This window comes from Kitasatospora sp. NPDC085879, from assembly GCF_040686255.1.
GTDB lineage: Bacteria > Actinomycetota > Actinomycetes > Streptomycetales > Streptomycetaceae > Kitasatospora.
Genome location: NZ_JBFBJZ010000012.1, coordinates 37395 through 56484, shown reverse-complemented (window position 1 = coordinate 56484; position 19090 = coordinate 37395). Strand labels below are relative to the sequence as shown.

Annotated in this window: 1 protein-coding gene; it reads right to left on the bottom strand. The window is 70.4% G+C overall.

Annotation, left to right across the window (positions count from 1 at the left end):
* Positions 1 to 16: 16 nt before the first annotated feature.
* Entirely contained in the window at positions 17 to 19039 is a 19023-nt protein-coding gene (locus tag AB0P35_RS12050; RefSeq protein ID WP_363509828.1) for an ADP-ribosyltransferase, read from the bottom strand.
* Positions 19040 to 19090: the final 51 nt, after the last annotated feature.

Sequence of the window (19090 nt, the reverse complement as noted above, 5' to 3'; positions counted from 1 at the left end):
CCCCCCGGGGGCCGTCCTACTCGAACTCCTCGAACTCCTCGTCGGAGAGCGGGGGCGGGTCCTCCAGCCGGCCGTAGACGACCCACTGGTGCTCCGGCGGCACGGTCCCCTCGCCGCTGTCCAGCGGGACGTTCAGCGGGTGCTCCGGCGGGATGATCCGGACGGGGATCCAGGTCATTCCGCTCCCGAAGAGGATCTCCAGCTCCTCGGGGCTCACCGAGATCGCCGGCAGGTACGCGCCCTGGACGTTCTCGGGCACGTACAGGTGCATGCGGATCAGCCGTTCGGCGAAGGACCCGTGCAGCTGCTCGCCCACCGTCGCGGAGACGAAGGTGGGTTCGTGGACCGCCACGCCGACCTGCAGGCCCACCGGGTGACCCCAGTTCCCCACGAACGGAGCGCCCCGGCTGACCAGCAGCGGCGTCGTCACCGGGCACTGCGTGATCGCGTCGCCGATGGTCTCGATGTAGTGCAGGACGGCCGGGCCCTGGGGGTGGGCGGCGATGTCGGCGCCCGGTCCCAGGTCCAGCGTCCACTGGGCCTGCTTGACCTGGAAGTACGAGAGCTCGCCGGCCGCGCCGCCGTCGCCGTCCTCGCTGGGGTTGGTGTAGAACTCCAGCGCCGAGCGGTGGTGCTCGTCCAGTTCGGCGACGAACTCCGTCATCTGCTGCAGCGCGGCGGCCCGGTCCTCCGCCGCCTGCTGGTCCCGGGCGATCGCCGTGTGGAACTCCAGTTGCGCGTACCGCAGTCGGAAGTCGCGGGGCATGGCCTCGAAGTGGTCGTGGGCCAGTTGCCAGCGGCCGCTCTGCTCGAAGAACGCCTCGGCGGCCTGCGGGCCGGTGGTGCCGGGCGGCCAGTTGGCCGGGTTGAGCCATCCCGCGGCCGGCGGCGTGTGCAGGCCGATCTCCGGCGGCACCTGGAGGGCGTGGTGCGGCTCGGGCCCCACCAGGTCGTTCAGCACGTTGGCGATGTGGTCGGCCGAGTGGTCGGTGTGCCACGGACCGACCTCCGTCGGCAGGGCGAAGTGCACCGCCCCGTCGAGGGCGGACGGCCCGCTCGGCGCGGTGGTGTCCTGCGGCACCGCGGCCTCGTAGCCGGCCGGCAGGTCCACGGGGACCTCGCGCGGCGGCGTGGCCGCGCTGTCGAACTCCAGCAGCGGCCCGTCCTGGACGATCATCGGCCGGCCGTCCAGGCGGAACACCTGCCGGGCCGGGACGAGGTGGCCCCCGACGCCCGCGCCCTCCGGCGGGACGACCCAGAACAGGCCCTTGGCGGCCCTGGCCGTGGCGTGGACGCCGTGCCCGGCCAGTTCGTCGAGCAGCCTCGGCAGGTAGCGACCGCCGTCGGCGGACCCCAGCGAGCAGGCGAGGAACACCAGCCGGTCGGTGCCGTTCCACACCCCCTCGGCCTTCCAGCGCAGCAGCGTCCGGGCGAACTCCACCGGCCCGATCGCCCTCCCGTCGACCACGGGCAGCCCGCCGTCCGGGTCGGTCCGCACCGCGACGACGAACTCGCCGTCCCGGTGCGGCGTGTGTGCCAGGGCCTCGCGCACCGCCGTGTCCCCCGCCGACTCCTCGGTGGAGCTGCGCAGGTAGCGCCCGTTCGCCCGGCTGCCGAGGTCCGACAGCGGCACGCCGTCGTGCGGGGGCGGCTCCTCCCCGTGCGGCCGCGGCGCGTTCGGCTGCGGCGCGTCGGGGTCGTGCGTCACGCCGGCGAGGTGGGCCGCCCCCGGCTGGAGCTGCACCGCCCCCTCGCCCTGGCCCTCGTTGTTCCCCTGGTTGGTGTGGACCGTGTTCTCCGGCACGGTCGCCTCCGGCCGGGCCGCCCAGTAGTAGAGGTTCCCCTCCACCGGGACGGCGTCGCCGTACGGACCGTCCCCGTCGACCCGCTGAAGGGCGAACCGGACGCGCTGGCGCAGCAGGACCTGCTCGCCCTTCAGGGCGGCCTTGCCGGGCTCGGTGGGCGTCTTGCCGTGCGGCACCTCGCCGATCGGGAGGTCCCCGTGCGGCACGCCGGGGGCGTACGTCGCCGGGCCCGGGTGGTCGAACGTGCTGGTCCCGCCGGGCCGCAGGGTGTTGACCGGGACGATCACGATCGGTGCCGCCGTCGTCGCGGCGAAGTCGAGCGGGTTGGCGTTCCAGGCCACCGTGCGGATGCCGGTCACGGTCGACTCCAGCTCGGTCGTCCCGGTGAGTTCGTCCTCGCCCTGGGGGCGGGTCGCGATCTCGGTGGTGTCCCCGACGGCCTCCAGGCCGACCCGTAGTGCGGTCCGCCCGTCCTGGCCGAGCGCCACCGTCTCGTATCCCGCGCCCTGTTCCTTGAGGCGGTGGAACACCGCGTGCAGGGTCTGCGGCGAGAGCGCCTGGCGCAGCGCGCTCTGCGTGGCCAGCGGCAGCCCGCTCTCGGTCCGGAGCGGGTGGTCCTCGGCGAGCCTGGTGTCGGTGGTGAAGGAGGCGACGGTATTCCTCGCCGTCGCCAGGACGTGTTCCGGGACGACCGCCGACACGGCGCCGGCCGCCATGCTGCCGACCAGTCCGTGCACCGGTTCGTAGACCTTCGCCGCGTTGCGTCCCAGCGTGCCCAGCATGCCGTCGCCCCAGGGGCGGGGGGTGTTCAGCAGGGTGACGGCGGTGTCCAGGAGCAGGTTCGTCCCGTCGAAGCCGACCAGGTCGTGCCCCGAGGCCAGCGACCGGGCCCACGCCGCGGCGTCCTGGACGACGATCGCACCCAGTTCGATCGCGCCACCGTGCTCGGGCCCGTGGCCCGCCTGGTCCCCCTGCGGGACGAGCGGCGGCTCGGGCGCCTCCACCGCCCCGGGGACCGTGGTCATCGACTCGGGAACCCAGGCCTTCACGTCCCGGTCCGCGGTGACGGGCAGCGGGGCGTCCAGCTCGACGTACCGGCCGTGCTCCTGCCGGGTGACGGTCACCTCGAATCGCATCCGAGCGGTGAACAGGCGGGTGGCGCCGAACTTCGACGTCTTGTGCCCGACCTTCGTGGTGATCCCGCCCTCGTGGCCGGTTCCGCCGCCGAGCTCGCCGCCCAGGGTGGGGGCGTAGCTGAGGGTCCCGAAGTGCTGGGCGGCCCGCGGCACCCCGTACGAGGGACGGACATTGAGGTCGCCGCCGCCGGTCCAGCTCTTGCCGTCGTTGCCCTTGACGGTGCGGGCGATCCCCGTCTTGCGGGTGATCTCCATGGTCGACTGCTGCCGCGCGTCGGTCCAGCCGCCCTCGACGATGCCGCGGACCAGGACCTTGGTGACGACCCGGGTGGTCCGGGTCTCCTGTACGTGGTACTCCAGGATGCCCTTGTTGACGAGGTCGTCGAAGTTCGCCGACAGGCTGTGCGGGGAGAACGCCTCGGCGAAGGGCAGGGCCGCGTCCGGGTCCCTGGGCTGGGCGCCGTCCGGCTGCCGGCCCCGGATCTGGTTGTCGATCTCCCGCAGGATCGCGTCCGTGTCGTGGAACTCGACGACGGTGCCGGCGCCCACCCCCGACTGCAGCAGGTTGGCCTCCCGGGGTTCCGGGAGGGGCGTCGCGTCGTTCACCGGCCCGCCGGGCCGCGTCGCCATCGCCTTGGCGTCCGCGTCGGAGAGCAGGACGAGCACGGTGTGGTTCTCGCTCTGCCGTCCGGGGCCGTGGCTGACGTTCCCGTTCGCGTCGGTGACCCGGCCCTTGACGGTGATCGTCGCCGTCGACTCGTAGACGTGCCAGGTCCCCTTCTGCGCGGCCTCGCGGGTGGTCGAGGTCTTCTCCTTGACCGCGTCGCTGTACTCGTCCCCGAGGGAGCCCTTGAGCCTGCCGCCGCCCCGGAGCTGGTACGTCGAGGTGTTCAGGCCCTCGGGGGTCTCCGGGAAGCGCCCGAAGTCGCCGGCCAGGTTCCCCTTCCTGCTGCTGGTGTCCTTGTCCGCCGTGGCGCTGGACGTGCTGGACTTCAGCTCCAGGGCGAGCTTGCCCTCGCCGGTCAGCGTCTCCCGGTACTGCAGCGGGCCCAGTTCGGTGTGCAGGGACAGTCCCACGGTGTCCCGGTTCCGGCCCGAACCGACGTGCAGGTCCATGGTGGTGGCCCAGCCGTGGTGCGAGGCCTGGACGATCCCACGCAGCCGCCGGCGGTCGGTGAGGACGTCCAGGGCCTCGTGCAGTTCCTCCGGCGCCTGCGTCCCGTCCTTCCGTGCGGTGTAGGCCGACTTGATCGCGTCCTCGGCACGGAGCCGGAAGTCCGCGGTGCTGATGTCGCGTACCAGGTGCAGGGCCGGCAGCTCCGCCGGTGCCAGCCGCTCGGGGGGCGCTTCGGCCTCCGGCACGTCCCGCAGTCGGTGCACGCCGACGACGAGCTCGCCGACCGGCAGCAGGTCCACGGGGTCCTGGGGTCCGAGGTTCCTCCGGGGGGCCCGCGGGTCCAGCGGGCCGATGTGGACGCCGAGGGTCACCGGGTAGGAGATCCGGTCGGTGGTGCTCTCCAGACTGAAGTCCTGCTTGACCTCGGTCTCGGAGCCGGTGGTCAGCTGGTGCGAGTTCCCCCGGGAGTACTCGAAGCCGAGCGTCACGAAGGCACGCTGGGTGTTGGGCGGGTTCAGCGCGGTGCGGAGGGAGCTGCCGGCGGTGAAGGCGTGCTTGCCGCCGAGGCCCACCGACTTGTCGGCCCCCACCGACCGGGTGACGACCTCCTTCGCGGTGGCCGGGCCACTGCTCAGGAGCCGGCCGGCCGCGAGGTCGGCGCGGACCAGGATCTCGTACGCGGACTCCGGGAGGCCCGGCAGCCGCGGGGCCTCCAGCACGATCCGGAAGGTGCCTTCCAGCAGGTCCGGGGCGGCCGCGCGCAGCGCGGAGGGCGAGAGCTGCTCGTGCAGGCTGCGCAGGTTCGCGTGCGCCTGCGGGGTGACCGGCGTGCCGGGGTTCCCGGCCGGCGGCAGGAGGCCGGGGGCGAGGGTGTGCAGGCGTCCGACGATGGTGGTGACCAGCTCGGTCGACCCCGGGACGTCGAGGTAGGCGGTGCGGCTGCGCACCCGCGGGGCGGTCAGCGCGTCCGGCTGGGGAACGTCCCCGGCGGGCGCCTCGGTGCGCTCCCGCAGCGGGCTGATCCGGACGACCTCGCCGGTGGCGTCCACCGGCAGCGGGATGTCGGTGGCACGACTGTGGACGAGGCCGTCGGCCCCGGGCGACAGGTGGTCCTCGATCAGCCGCACCCGGAAGCGGACCTCGGTCGCCACCAGCTCGTTCCTGCCCTGCTCCTCGTGGCCGTGCTCCAGTGTGAGGGTGTTCTTGCCCTTCGTGCCGTGCGAGGTCGACGCCGTGTAGCCGTAACCGAGGTTGCCCGTCAGCCACTTGCTCTCCTTGGAGACCGGCGACTGCCAGATCTGGCCGGAGAGGCCGTGGTTGGTGCCCAGGCTCCGGCTGCTCCCCTCCGAGCGGTTCGCCGCCTGCTCGGCCGACCACTTGGCGCCCAGGACGCTCTTGCTGTCCAGGACGTCCTGGACGGTGCTCTCCAGCGGCTCGACCGTCAGCCGCAGCCGGCCGGTCCGCCCGTCCGAGAACGTCAGGTCGGGCGAGTCCAGCCCCCAGCTCGACGCGTGCTCGAAGCCGTCGATCACGCTCTTCGTGCCGAGGAAGTCAACGATCGCGCGGTGCGCCGTCCCGTCGGGGCGCTGCTCGCGCGGCAGCGCCGCGAAGACCGCCTCCCGCACGGCGTGCAGGCCACGGACCGCCCACGGGTGACCGCCGGCGGACTGCCCGCCGGCGGGGCGGTTCCAGCCCTGCCACTGGGGCAGGAGCCCGGCCGTGACCGAGCCGCGGGGGATCTCGGCGGTCACCTCGGCCGTGATCGGCCCCCGGTCCTCCAGGGGCAGCAGCTCCCGCCGCTGCTCGTCGTACACCCGCACCCGGTAGGTGAACTCCGAGGCGTAGGTGTCGGTCCGACCGACAAGGGCCACCTTGTTCGCCGCCGACGCGGTGACCTTGAGCGAGGACTCCGTGCCGTGGCTGGCACCGCCCAGGCCGACGGACACCGTGTGCAACGACTGGAGGACGGGGTTGACCGGGTTGATGTGGGTCGGCCCCAGATCCAGACCGGCCTCGTTGGTCGCGAGCTGCACCTTGCGGGGGTCGGAGTCGTGCGCCGCCTCGGAGACGACCTCGAAGCCCTCCCCGGTGTTCCTCGCGTCCGCCTCGCCGGCGGTCCGCAACTGCCAGACAGCGGCCTCCGCCGTAACCACCAGCTCGTGCTGCCTGCCGTTCACCCACACCACGGTGTGCCAGCCGCCGTTCACCATCTCGGCGTGCTTCGCCCGGAAGTTCGCCGGATCGAACGCGGCATCCAACTGCCACCGCACCTGCCGGTCGTTCCCCGCGGCACCGAGCAGATCCTGCACCCGCGTCCGCACCGCGGCCGGACCCGGCTCACCGACGATCTTGATGCCCTCCAGGTACTGCCGGTGCCGCCCGTCCAACGCCGCCGGCGGCTCCGGATCGGGCTGCTGCCGCTCGGCCTCGAGCTGCTGCCGACGCTCCTGCTCCTCCCGCTCCAGCTCCTCCTGTTGCCGGGCCTTCAGGACCTCCAGCGCCTCCTGAGCCTCCCGCTCCCGGGTCTTCAGGGCGTCCAGGGCCTTCTGTGTCTCCTCCTCCTGACGCTCCAGCTTCTCCAGGGCCTTCAGCGCCTCCTGCTCCTCACGCTCCAGCTTCTCCAGGGCCTTCAGCGCCCCTCGCTCCTCACGCTCCAGAGCCTCCAGCTTCACCTGCGCCGCCCGCTCCAGACCATCCAGCCGCTCCAGCTCCTCCTGAGCCGCCTTCGCCTCCCGCGCCAAACGCTCCTGCTTCTCCTCCGCCTTCGACTCCAGAGCCGTCAGACGCTCAAGTTCCTTCTCCGCCTCCCGCTCCCGGGTCTCCAGGCGCTCCCACTCCGCCTCGGTCTCCCGCTCCAGAGCCTCCAGACGCTCCAGCTCCTCCTGAGCCTCCTTCGCCTTCTGCTGCTGACGCCGCGGCTCGAACTCGTGCTCACGCTGTTCGCTCTGGCGCTGGCGCTGCTCCTCCAGCCTGCTGTTGCTCGCCTGGAGCGCGAGTTCGAGGTTGTGGTTGTACTCGTCCTCACGCTGGTTCCGGGGTCCGCGCTGCACCTGGCTCGTGGGGCCGGACTGCACCTCGGTCTCGGAATTCGGCTGCGGCTGCAGTTGCTCCTGGTGCTGCCCCGTCTCCTCCCCGGGGGACAGCTCCGAACCGTCCTCGGTCTCCGAGGACCGGCCGCGCCCGGCGAACCTCAACTCCTCGTCCAGCAGGGTGACCTTCTGCACGGTCGACTTGTAGCCCAGGGAGTCCGCCCGGTCCGTCACCTCCCTCCGTAGATACTCGATCACCCGCTTTTCCATCGGATACCACCCGAAGTCGATGGTCACCCGCTTACCGGGTCCCTTGACCACGGGCAGACCCTTACTGTCGAAACCGACCTCCTTCGCGCTCACGAGGGCGCGGTCCCCGGTCTCCTGGGGGTCACTGCCATTGCTCTGCTCGAAGACGGGAGCGAACCAGACGTCCTCCGTGAAAGCGTGGATGAGAGCCGTCACCCCCTTGCGGTACAGGGCGGTTTCCAGTTCTTTCAGGTAGGTGTTCTTCTCGGAGGCGAGACGGCAGGCGGCGATCTCCAGGGGGTCCTTGCCGTTCCAGTGACCTTCGTTCTTCAAGGAGGCAATCAGATCGGCCATGTCCGTCGCGGCATAGGGATGCCCGCCCACCGTCGGCCGGCCGTCCTTGTCGGTGTGGACCACGATCCTGAACGAATCGCCCGGACCACCCACCATTTTCCTGAATTCAGGCAGCGACACGGGACCGTCCACCACCCACCCGTAGGTCTTGCCTCCGTCTCCCACCAAGGAGTGGCCGGGAAGCGGGAGCGAGGGAGACTGCCCATCGACCCGCACGGCGTCCCCGACGGAGCCGCTGATCCTTGTTTCACGAAGCAGCGAGTAGTGGTCCTCCCCCCGCAGGAGGCGGACCACATTGTTTGTCTCCCCACTCGGCCCGTACGAGGTCCAGGCGATTCCGTCGAAAACATCGAATCGAACCCGGAGGGACTTGGCGAGGGTTTTCAGGACCTGCTCCCCGAACTCATCGACCCACTTCCCCTCACCCTTGAGCGCAGCCTCGAGTTCCCTACTCCCGGACATTCCCTTCACACCGCTGCTCTTGAAGTATGAGTCCAGAGCGCGGGTTTTCAGCACCTTCGCCCCGGAAACGACCTCCCCCTTGACATTCCCCCATGACTCTCCAGGGTAATTCAGGGCCTTGTGGATCGCCTGGTAAAGACTCCCCTCACCCGCCGGCAGCCAATCAATGGCGCAGCCCAGATCGGCCGCATTCGAGTGCTCCTCGAAATCACGCCTGATCCTCCACATGTGGGCGATCCCGGGCAGAATCCTCTCGGCCAGGCTTTCGTAGTGCTTCTTCGGGTCCCCCATCAGAGCACTGCTCGCAAGCATCTCTCTCTCGATTCGACGGACCAGCCCGCCAAAATCAAATCGATACTTTTCGGAAGTCTTGACGAGCGCGGGATCCGCTTTTGACACGAGGGTGGCCTGAACCTCCTTGTACACCTTCTCGTACTGGGCCCGGAGGCTGGCGATGCGATCCCGATAGAAATCTCTGACCTGTTCCCCCCGGAGTCCCTGCGCATGTCCGAGCGCACCCATGATGTGCTGCATCGAATCATGGTCGAACCCGCGCGCATTGCCGTAGACACCGGAAGGCTTGCGCCACAACCCACCTCCCGTCGGGGAGTAGGTGAGTGAGTTCTGGTTGCGCGAATCGAACGGCTGGGCAAACCGTCCGGAAGCGGTCGGAGGAGTAGTGATGTTCAATCGCTCGTACCCCGGGGGGAAGCCCCCGAGAACGGTCTTACCTGATGCCTTCCTGTGCCAGTGGCTCATCCGATAGGAACCACTGGCTCCCTTTTCCTCCAGGTAATGGACGGGTTGGCCGATCAGCGCCACGGCCTCCAGATTTCCGGAGCGGGCACCGAGGTGCTGCACGTCGTACTCCCTGCGGAGGTAGTCGTACAGCCGGAGCTGTCCGGACCTCGAACCCCCCGTCCATCGGTCGACGTCGGCCGCGTCCGGCCTGTCCTTCCCCCAGAAGTTGGTGATGTCATGGAAGCGGTCGTCACTGCTCTTCGTCCGCATCCGCCGAGCGGCGTTCATTTCCTTGATCAGCCCGTCCCACTTGCCGCTCTTGTCCGCAGCGGGGTGGGAGTCGCCCGTGATGAGCACCGTGTCGTACTTGTCACCCAGGGCCCGCAGGAGCTGCCGTGTGCCCTCGAAGCTCGTGTCGTGCTCCATCCGGCCCTTCAGGCTGAACCACTCGGTCTTCTTCCCGGTGAAGCGGGACCAGATCACCAGGACCTTGCTGCCGGGCTTCGGGCCGATGCCCCGCTTCTTCAGCCACTCCCTGATCTCGCCGTCCTTCTCCCCGGTGAGCCCCCAGGCATTCCGAATGATTTCGGCGGTCTCCCTGCCGTAGTAACGGCCGACCATCTCCGTTCCGTAGTAGACGGTTTTGATCGAGTCTCTTCCGTACCCCTGGTTCTTCAGTTTCTTCTGGACTTCCCCTGCCACCTCCTCCAGGGCGCCGTACTGATCCCTGGTGACCATGCTTTTGGCGGAGGCGAGATGGATGCGGTCCTCGCCGACCCCGGAGCGCCGGTAGAAATCGGCGATCTCCTCGGACTTGTCCCCCTTGTCCCTGACCCGAGACTTTCCGATCACGATGTGCAGCTTGTCGTTGAGGATCAGCGCCACCGCAATGCCGAACTGGTCGCCCGACGCATAACCGGGCTGCATGATGATCGCTTTTTCGTCCACCGCCTTCACCTGATCGTAGGAATTTCCGGAATCCCTGACCTGCGGGGCGACCTCCGTCACGGCGGGCTCGCTGCCGTGGAGCTTCGGCTCGGAGACCGGGTCGACCCAGACGTGGCTGCGCGCCTGCGGGACGGTGGCGTCGCGGACCTCGTCCCAACTCCGGTGGCCCGCCCCGTTCCCCGGGTGCTGGTCGAGATGCCCGACGACCGAGGAGATCAGCGACAGGTGCCGCTCACGCAGACCGCCCTGCCGCAGACCCGCCGGCGCCGGGGCATGCGGATCGCCGATCAGACTGCCGCCGACATCCGGACGGTGCGAAAGGTCCGCCGTCCGGTACTCGTCCCGCAGACCCAACTGGTGACCCAACTCGTGCACATAGTCGAGGGAGTCACCGTCCGCCCACCACGCGTTCTGGTCCATCTCCCGGTCCCGGCCCACCAGGTCCACCGTCAGATGCGCATCCGCACCCGGCTCGACCCGCACCACCGTGACATGCATCAAGTCACCGTTCGCCAACCGGTAACCGGGCCCGTTGAGATGCTCCTCCACCCCCGCGACCAACTTCTCCCATACCCCGGCCGCACCCCGCCCGGCACCCGCCCGGAACGCGACCCGCACCGTCAGATCGGTGTGCTCCTCACCACCGTGCGCAAAACGCCGCGCATCGAACGACGACCGCACCACAAAACGCGGCCGCCGATCCACCCGCACCTGCTGGACGGCGGTGGCGTTCTCCATGAACTCCCGGAAACCGTCGAACAGTTCCTCCTCCGCCTCGGTGCGGGAGATCGGGTTGGCCGGTTCGGTGTGCTCCGCCCGCGGGCCGGGGCCGAAGAGGGACTCCAGCACCGGTACGAGGTCCGGGACCTTCTCATGCACCCAGTCGGCGCCGTTGTTGCGGGGCAGCCCGGTGGCCGGGTCGTTGCCGTGGTTGTGCCCGAAGTACGCCGTGACCAGCTGCGCGAAGAACTCGTGCTCGTCGCGGGCCGAGTAGTTGCCCACCCGGTTGCCGGCCGCGTCGAACACGCCGCCGTCCGGCCAGGCCGCGGCGTTCTGCTCGGCCAGGGCATCGATGGCCTTCCGGTCCCGGTAGGCCTGCGCGACCAGCTCCCGCTGCTCCTGGGTGAGGCCGAACTCGTGGATGGTGTGGGCCAGTTCGTGGACGGAGGTGGAATAGCCCTCGGGGTGCTGCAGGTTCGGCCCGACCGTCGTGCGGGCACCGAGCAGGTTCTCCTCGGTGATCAGGACCAGGCGCTTCCCGCTGGAACCGCGGACCATCGACCAGTCACGACCGTCGCCCGACCCCTGCGGGTGCCCCGAGAAACCGGGCACGTCCGTCATCGGGACGTCGCGCGGCACCACCTCGACCCGGACACCCGCGTCGACCAGCCGCTCCGCGAGCGCCTTGTCCGACAGCATCCGCGCGATCAGCGCCTCCGCCGTCCGGCGGGCGGCGACCGGCTGCCGGGTGCGGGGGTCGACGTCGAGGAGCAGGCGGGCCACCGCCTGCGCGAAGTCCTCCGGCCCGAGCTCGGTGGACAGGTTCTCGACGAAGTCGCCGTCCTCGGCGAGCCTGCGCCGGTCCTCGCGCGACAGGTGCTCCAGCGCCTGCACCTGCTCATGCAGCGGCCCGGGCACCGGCATGTCGCCGCCGCCGAGCCCGACCGGCGGCCGGCCGAGCACGACCCGCCCGTCCTGCCCGGGGGTCGGCGGCGCCGACCGGGTCTCGTCCTGCCGGAAACGCTGCGCGTCCCGGCCCTCGTGGTCCGACCCGCCCTCGAACGGGCGCTTCGAGGAGCTCTGCGACACCACCTGCTCGCCCGACGTGCTCGGAACCAGCTCCAACGGGGTGTAGTGGTTCCCCGAGAGGTCGAGATAGATGTCCCTGGCCTCCGGGTCGTAGTGGCCGTCCATCGGCCCGACCTGGTGCCACATGTCCCCGATGCGGATATGCATGCGCAGGCGCAGCGAGGAGGCCAACAGCACCGGAACCAGCTCACCGGCGGCCCCGGCCCAACTGCCAGGTGTGCGGACCGCGGTGACCAACGCGTCGAAGGTCGTCCCGGACCTCGTCGCGAGGTCCTCGATCCCCGATTGCCGGTTGCCTTCCATCCAGGAGGCGAGTCCCTGTCGCGCGTCCCCCGCCCCGATGGACATGTGGAGGGCGGCGGTGACGGCGTGGTAGAGGGAGTCCCCGTCGTGCGGCACCGACCGCAACACCTGGACGTGGACGTTCGCCATGCCGAGCAGGTACTCCGCGTGCGCGGTGCGGACGACCTGCTGGAGCGTGGGCAGATACTCCAGGTACGCCGCCATCGAGGCGTAGTCGTTCTCGACGCTCGAAAAATCCACCGTCTTCCGGAAGACGGTGTCGTAGGACCCGCTCAGGTAAGCCTGGCCCTCCGGGGATCCATACGTGTACGTGCTGTAGATCTGGCGGAGTTTCTCGTACCGGCGCTGCAGGTGGTGGACGCGGTTCACCATGAACCTGGTGTGCGTCACCTGCACGTGGCGCTCCTTGGGCAGCAGCCTCTTCCTGATCTCGACGAGGTCCTCGTAGGCGAAGCCGCGCTCATGGCTGTACACCTCCGACGCCTTGGGCCACTCCCCCGCTTGCGGCACATACGGAGGGGCGCCCTCCACCCTGCTGTCATAGGGCTTGGCGTACCGGCCGGAGGCGGTGGGCGGCTGTGAGACGAGCACGCGCTCGTAGCCCACGGGTTTGCCTCCGACCTTGGTCCTGCCGTCGTTCTGGCGGTGCCATCTCTCCATCCGGGACGATCCGGTGGCGCCGAACTCCTCCAGGTACGAGACACGGTGACCGATGAGGGCGACCGACTCCAGGTTTCCCGATCGGAATCCCAGGTGATCCACGTGGTAGCGCTGCTTGAGGTATTCGTACAGGCGCAACTGCCCGATCCTGGTGCCCCCCGTCCAGGCGGATGTCAGCTCGTCCTGCGCCCGCCAGAATCCGGTGATGTGGTGAATGCCGTCACTGCCGAGTTCGGAGCGCATGCTCGTGACCAGGTTGTCCCACTTGCCGCTCCGGCTCGGGTGGGGGTCACCGGTGATGATCACCGCGTCGTAGCTGTGTGCGAATTCGCGCAGGATCTGCCGCACACCCTCGAAGCTCGTGTCGTGCTCCAGCCGGCCGGACACGTTGGCCCATTTCGCCGCTTTGCCGGTGAAGCGGGACCAGAGCACGAGAACCTTGGAATCCTGCGGCAGCATCGGGATGCCGTGCCGCTCCTCCAGCCACTGGCGGATCAGCGGGTCGAAGGTGCGGTCGTTCATGCCCCAGGCATCGCGGATGGTGTGACGGAGTGGCTCGCTGAAGTGCCTGCCGAGGTAGTAGGTGGCATCGGTGACACCCCTGACCGACTGCTTGATGTCCTCGGAGGACAGGCGTGACACCCCCCGGGCGGTCTTCAGGAGCTGGATGGCACGGTGCTGCAACGCGGCCCCGAAGGCTTCCTTCGTCGCGCTCTCCGCCCTCACCACGTGGATGCGCTCGCGGGGGATCCCGGCGGAGCGGTAGAACTGCTCGATCTCCCGGGACTTGTCCATGGCGGGGTCGTGGCCGGCCTCGTGGGGATCCGGCCCGCGTGCGATCAGGACGTTCAACCGGTCGTTGTGGAGCATGGCCGCGGCGATCCCCCACTGGTCGCCGGACGCGTACCCGGGGTGCTTGATGATCCACGGGCCCGTTGCCGGCGGGTCGATCCATCCCTGCCCCGCCATCTGCGGGGGGACGGCGCCCTCGTCGGTGTGCAGCGGCTCGGAGACCGGGTCGACCCAGACGTGGCTCCGCTCGTGCGGCGCCACCGCGTCGCGAACCTGCTGCCAGGTCAGGTCCTTCGGACCGGAGGTCGGGGGCCGCTCCACATCGCCGACGATCCTGGAGATCAGCGACAGGTGCCGCTCGCGCAGACCGCCCTGCCGCAGACCCGCCGGCGCCGGGGCATGCGGATCGCCGATCAGACTGCCGCCGACATCCGGACGGTGCGAAAGGTCCGCCGTCCGGTACTCGTCCCGCAGACCCAACTGGTGACCCAACTCGTGCACATAGTCGAGGGAGTCACCGTCCGCCCACCACGCGTTCTGGTCCATCTCCCGGTCCCGGCCCACCAGGTCCACCGTCAGATGCGCATCCGCACCCGGCTCGACCCGCACCACCGTGACATGCATCAAGTCACCGTTCGCCAACCGGTAACCGGGCCCGTTGAGATGCTCCTCCACCCCCGCGACCAACTTCTCCCACACCCCGGCCGCACCCTGCCCGGCACCCTCCCGGAACGCGACCCGCACCGTCAGATCGGTGTGCTCCTCACCACCGTGCACGAAACGCCGCGCATCGAACGACGACCGCACCACAAAACGCGGCCGCCGATCCACCCGCACCTGGTTCACAGCGCTGCTCGGGGAGAGCGCGTCCGCGATAAGGTCGTCGATGCTGTCGATGGGGGTCTCGTGCCCGTCCTCCTCGCCGGAGCGGTCCTCGCCCTCCTCGGGGCGCGGCTGCTCGCGGTGGGCGAAGGCGTCCTCGTGGGTGCGTTCGTGGATCTGCCAGGCGACCTCGTCGAAGTGGCCGAGGGTCCACAGTTCGCGGTAGTGGGTGAAGAACTCGTCGCCGTACGCGCGCTTGAGCGCGGCGGCCCGGTCCTGGCCGACGACGTGCGACCGGGCCAGGTCTTCGAAGGCCCGGGCGGCTTCGCGGAGCGCGGGGGCGGCCTGCCGCTCGAAGGAGGCGTGCTCGACCAGTTCGTCCGCCAGCTCGTTCCGGCGCTGCTCCCACTGTTCCTGACGGGTCGTCAGGTCCTCGGCCGTGCGGAACAGTTCGTCGAAGGCGCGTTCGGTCCGCTGGGCGTGGCCCTCCGCCAGCCGGTCTCGGGCGTGCTCGGACAGGACGCCGTGCGAGTGGGCCGCCGCCTGCGCGGCGGTCTCGGCGGTGCGGTGGGCCGCCGCCCGGGCGGCGCGGTGCACCAGCAGGTCGCGGACGTTCCCGGCCTCGGTGAGGCCCTCGATCGCGCGGCGGAGGACGGCCGGGCGGTCGGCGTGTTCGAGGAACTGGTGGTCCACGGCCTCGGCGAGGTCCTGGGTCACTCCCTGCTTGGCCCGGTGGATGTCCCCCGCGGTGACGCCGAACTGTTCGGCAAGCGCCTGGTGCCGGGGGTCCAGGTGCCAGGACTCGGCCGCCTGCTCCACCTCGTCGAAGGTCGTCCGGATCGCGCTCTCGCGGGCCGTCTGGACGGCGAGTTCGTGGGGCAGGCCGCTGACGTGGCCGCCCAGGGCCAGTTCGAACAGTTTCACCGCCTCGGCACGGTCGCGGCGCTCCCCGCTCTCGGGGTCGAGCGGGCCGGTGAACTCGGCGAAGTCCTCGGCGACCCGTGCGCGCAGCTGCTCCTTGATCGCCTTCACGCCGGCGTCCGAGGGCCCCGGCTGCCCGGTGACCCCGGCCGCGGTGAGCAGGTCCCGGTCCTCCGCCGAGAGCCGTTCGTACCAGCCGCTGTCCCGGGTCGCGAGCTCGACCAGGCGGTCGGCCTCGGCGAGGGCGCGCTCGCGATCGGCGTGCAGGCCGAGTTCCTCGCGCAGCCGGACGGTGAGCCCCTCCAGGGAGTTCTCCGCCCGCGCCCGGGCCGCGTCGACGTCATCCTCGGCCCGGTGGGTGGGACCGGTTCCCTCGGTCGGGGCGTAGAGCCGGGCGGCCTCGGCCTCGGCGCGGGCCAGGAACCCGCTCTCCGTACCCGTGCGGACCGCCCGCAGCGCGGCTTCCGAGAGCGGGGAGGGCGCGCGGGTGGGGCCGGTGCCGTCGCCGATGAGCTTCGGGGAGCCCGTGGCCTCCAGCGCCTGCTCGAAGCGCTCGCGGGCCATCCGGACGTAGCTCTCGCGCACCGCCGCGACGCGCACCAGCCCGTCCAGCTCGGCGAGGATCCGCTCGCGGTCCTGCGGCCGGGCGGCCAGTTCCTGGTTCAGCATGTCCTGGGCCCGGCGGCGCACCGCCGCGGGCAGGTCCACCGACGCGTGCTCGGGGAAGTGCACGGACCCCTTGGCGAACTGTTCGGCCAGCCGGTCCGCGGCCGCTTCGTCGAGCGGGTGGCCGCTGCTGTCGGGGTCCGTCCGGTGCTGTTCGGCGGCTTCGGAGAGCTTGGCGCCGTAGGCGTCCTGGAGGTTCCGCTGGGTCTCCCGCCACTGCTCGGCCCGGGCGCCGTCGGCCTCGGCGCGGATGTGCTCGGGGGCCTCGGCGTAGTGGTAGGCGGGTCCGGCGGGGGTGTGGTCCGGCCGCGCGCCGTCCTGCGGCGGGTGGGACGGCTGGTCTCCCGAGGCCGGTGCCCCAGGGGGGAACTGCGGTGCCTCCTCGCCGAAGCGCCCGGCGAGCTCCATCTGCTCGGCGATGGGCCCCGTCGACGCGTCGGACCGGCTGTTGGAGTAGTGCTCCGGGAACGAGGAGGTGGACGAGTCCACGATCGCGACGGCCTCCCGGGTGTTCGGGGTCTTGCTGTACTCCTGCCAGTTGCCGCGGCCCTCGAGCACCGGGCGCCCCGCCGCGTCGAAGCCGACGGCCCTGGCGACGACCAGGTGACCGGGACCGGGGAGTTCCGCTCCCTTCCTCGGCTCGCGGAAGGCGGGCACCACCCAGACCGGCCCGTCGGCCGCCCGCCCCTTGAGATGGGAGAACTCCGGCTGCTGCCAGACGAGTTCCATCACACTGGCGCCGAAGTCGAAGCGCTCGCCACCGTTCAGGTCACAGGCGACGAAGTCGATGACCTCCTTGCCTTCGAGCTGCCTGCCGAGATCGAGGATGATCCCGGCGATGTCCTTCGGCGTCAGCCGCGTGCCCCCGTGGACCGGGTAGCCCTGCTCGTCGGTGTGCATCACCAGGGCGTAGCGCGCCCCGTCCTCGGGCAGGTGCGCCAGCGCCTTCAGGAGCGGCTCCGGGAGCGGGTCGCCGACCACCCAGGCCGACCTGTCCTCGGGATTCAGCGGGCGGCCGAACTCCGTTGCCCGGCCGTAGTCGAGCGGCGGGTGCTGCACGACGGGCTTGTCCGGGAGCACGGACGTGGAGTCGTTGTCGTGCTCCACGGGAGCGGGCCGGCCGTGGGGGGCGACGTGCTCCGGGGGTGCGGGCTGCTCCTGGTGGTGGGGGGCGGGCTGCTCGTGCAGTTCCTGGTGGCTGCTGCTGACCGTCGGGACGTTCCTGGGCGGGGGGACGTTGGCGTGGGCGGAGGCCTGCGCTTCCGCCTGCGGCTCCGGCTTCGGCGTCGTTCCGTCGCCTCCGCCGACCGTCACGACCGGCTTCGCGGGTTCGATGTTCTCGGACTCCGTCTCCTTCTTCGCCCCGTCCTCCCGGCTCTCCAGCGACGTGTCCGGCTTGCGGTTGCCGGATGCCGTCGCCCCGAGTCCCTCGGAGTCCAGCTTCACCTTCACGTCCCCCGCCCGGGGGGCGGATCCGCCGGCGGTCTCTCCGCCGGTCGGGTGGGAGACCCACAGCGAGGTCGGGTGGCCCATCAGGGTGGAGACCACGGCGAGCGGGAAGCGGGCGTAGTTGGGCAGGTGCAGGTCCAGTTCCTGCAGCTTGAGGCGCAGCGGGCCGCCCGCGATGTGCCCCAGGTGCCCCAGCGCACCCATCGAGACGCCGCCGTAGAAGCTCTCGATGCTGACGGTGAACTCGTGGTTCTCGCCGAAGGCGAGGTTGTAGGACCCCTCGGTGAGGACGTTCTGGACGCCTCCCCTGATCCAGCCGCCGACACCCTCGCCGAACCGGTACAGGAACTGTCCGGCGGTCTGCGGGTGGAGTCCGTCCATCATGCCCACCGCGCGCTGGGCGAGGTCCTGGGTGGCCCTGACGGTGTCCTGGAGGCTTTTCAGCTCCAGGCGCTTCAGGTCGCTCTCCAGCGCGTTGCCGGTGAGGCCCTTGATCTCGTTCTGCAGCTGTCCGATCCGCCGGGTGAGGCTTTCCGCGCCCTTGAGATCGACCGTGCCCGCGGTCTCGACCAGGCTTCGCGCCAGCTTGTTGAAGGCTCCGAGGTCCACCGCGTAGCGTCCGCCGGCGGCGAGGGCCCGGGCCGCGACCAACCGTCCGGCCGCGTTGGCGACTTCGGCGTTGACGCCCATCTTGACGAGGTCCTTCTCGAACACCTCGCCCATCTGGTCCGCCAGCCGCCCCACCTTGGTGAACCCGGCTCCGAGGTGCTCCACCGACCACAGGGCGTCCTTGCCCAGGGTGTTCTCCGCGGTGCTCGCGGCCTTCTGGGCGACCTCCTTGAGCTGTTCGCGCCAGACCGCTCCCGCGGTGTCCTTGGCGAGGGCCTTCGCGGCCTGGGCCTTGAGGTCGCTCTCGACCATGGCCAGGGCTTCCTTGTAGCCGAGCTTCGACCCGTTCTTGAGGACGGCGTTCAACTCCGCCCCGCTGAGGCTCTTCAGCCTGTCTCCGACCGCGTTCTTGAAATCGGCCCCCGCCAGGGTCTTGATGTCGTTCAGCAGGCTCTTGTTCAGGCCACTCCCGAACACCCGCCCGAACAGCTTGCCGAGGCCGAAGGTGAGCAGCTCCAGCGGACCGGTCAGCAGGCCATTGATCGCACCCATCTCGATGGACTGGATGAAGGACTCGCTCTCCCAGTGGTCCTTGTGGCCCTTGCCGATCTGGATGCCCTGGATGATGCCGTCCATCACCATCGCGGTGGTGATGGAGAGGAATTCGTGCAGCATGAGCTGCTTCAGCAGCCAGATGAAGACCTGCTTGATCAGCTGGCCCGCGGTCTCGTAGGCGGCGAAGATCGCCGCGACCGACCCGCCGAAGGTGATCGGCAGCATCGCGATGGCCCAGGCGATCTGCGCGACGAGCTGGATGAGCTGGGCGATGATCATCCACTTGGCGTACTCGACCTGGTTGGCCACCTTGTGGGCGAAGTCGCCGAGCTGCTTGGCGACCTGGCCCGCCGAGGTCACGTAGTCGGTCCCGCCGGTGCCGCCGATGAGCGGCAGCACCCGCTGGTAGAACCGGTCGGCCGCCTCGCCCGCGAACACGTCGTTCTGGTGGACGGTGGCCAGCAACCTCCGCAGCCACTCCCGGAGTTCGGGGACCTCCTGCGCGATGGCCAGGTAGTCGTCCCCGGCCGCGCGCAGCCGGTCCTCGTCCGCCTCCGGCCACTTCATGCCGGTCGCGATGCTGAAGAACTTCGCCAAGCCCGGCGGCAGCATGATCGACACGGAGGCACACTCCTGGCGTTCGGTAGATCGAGCGGCGCTCGG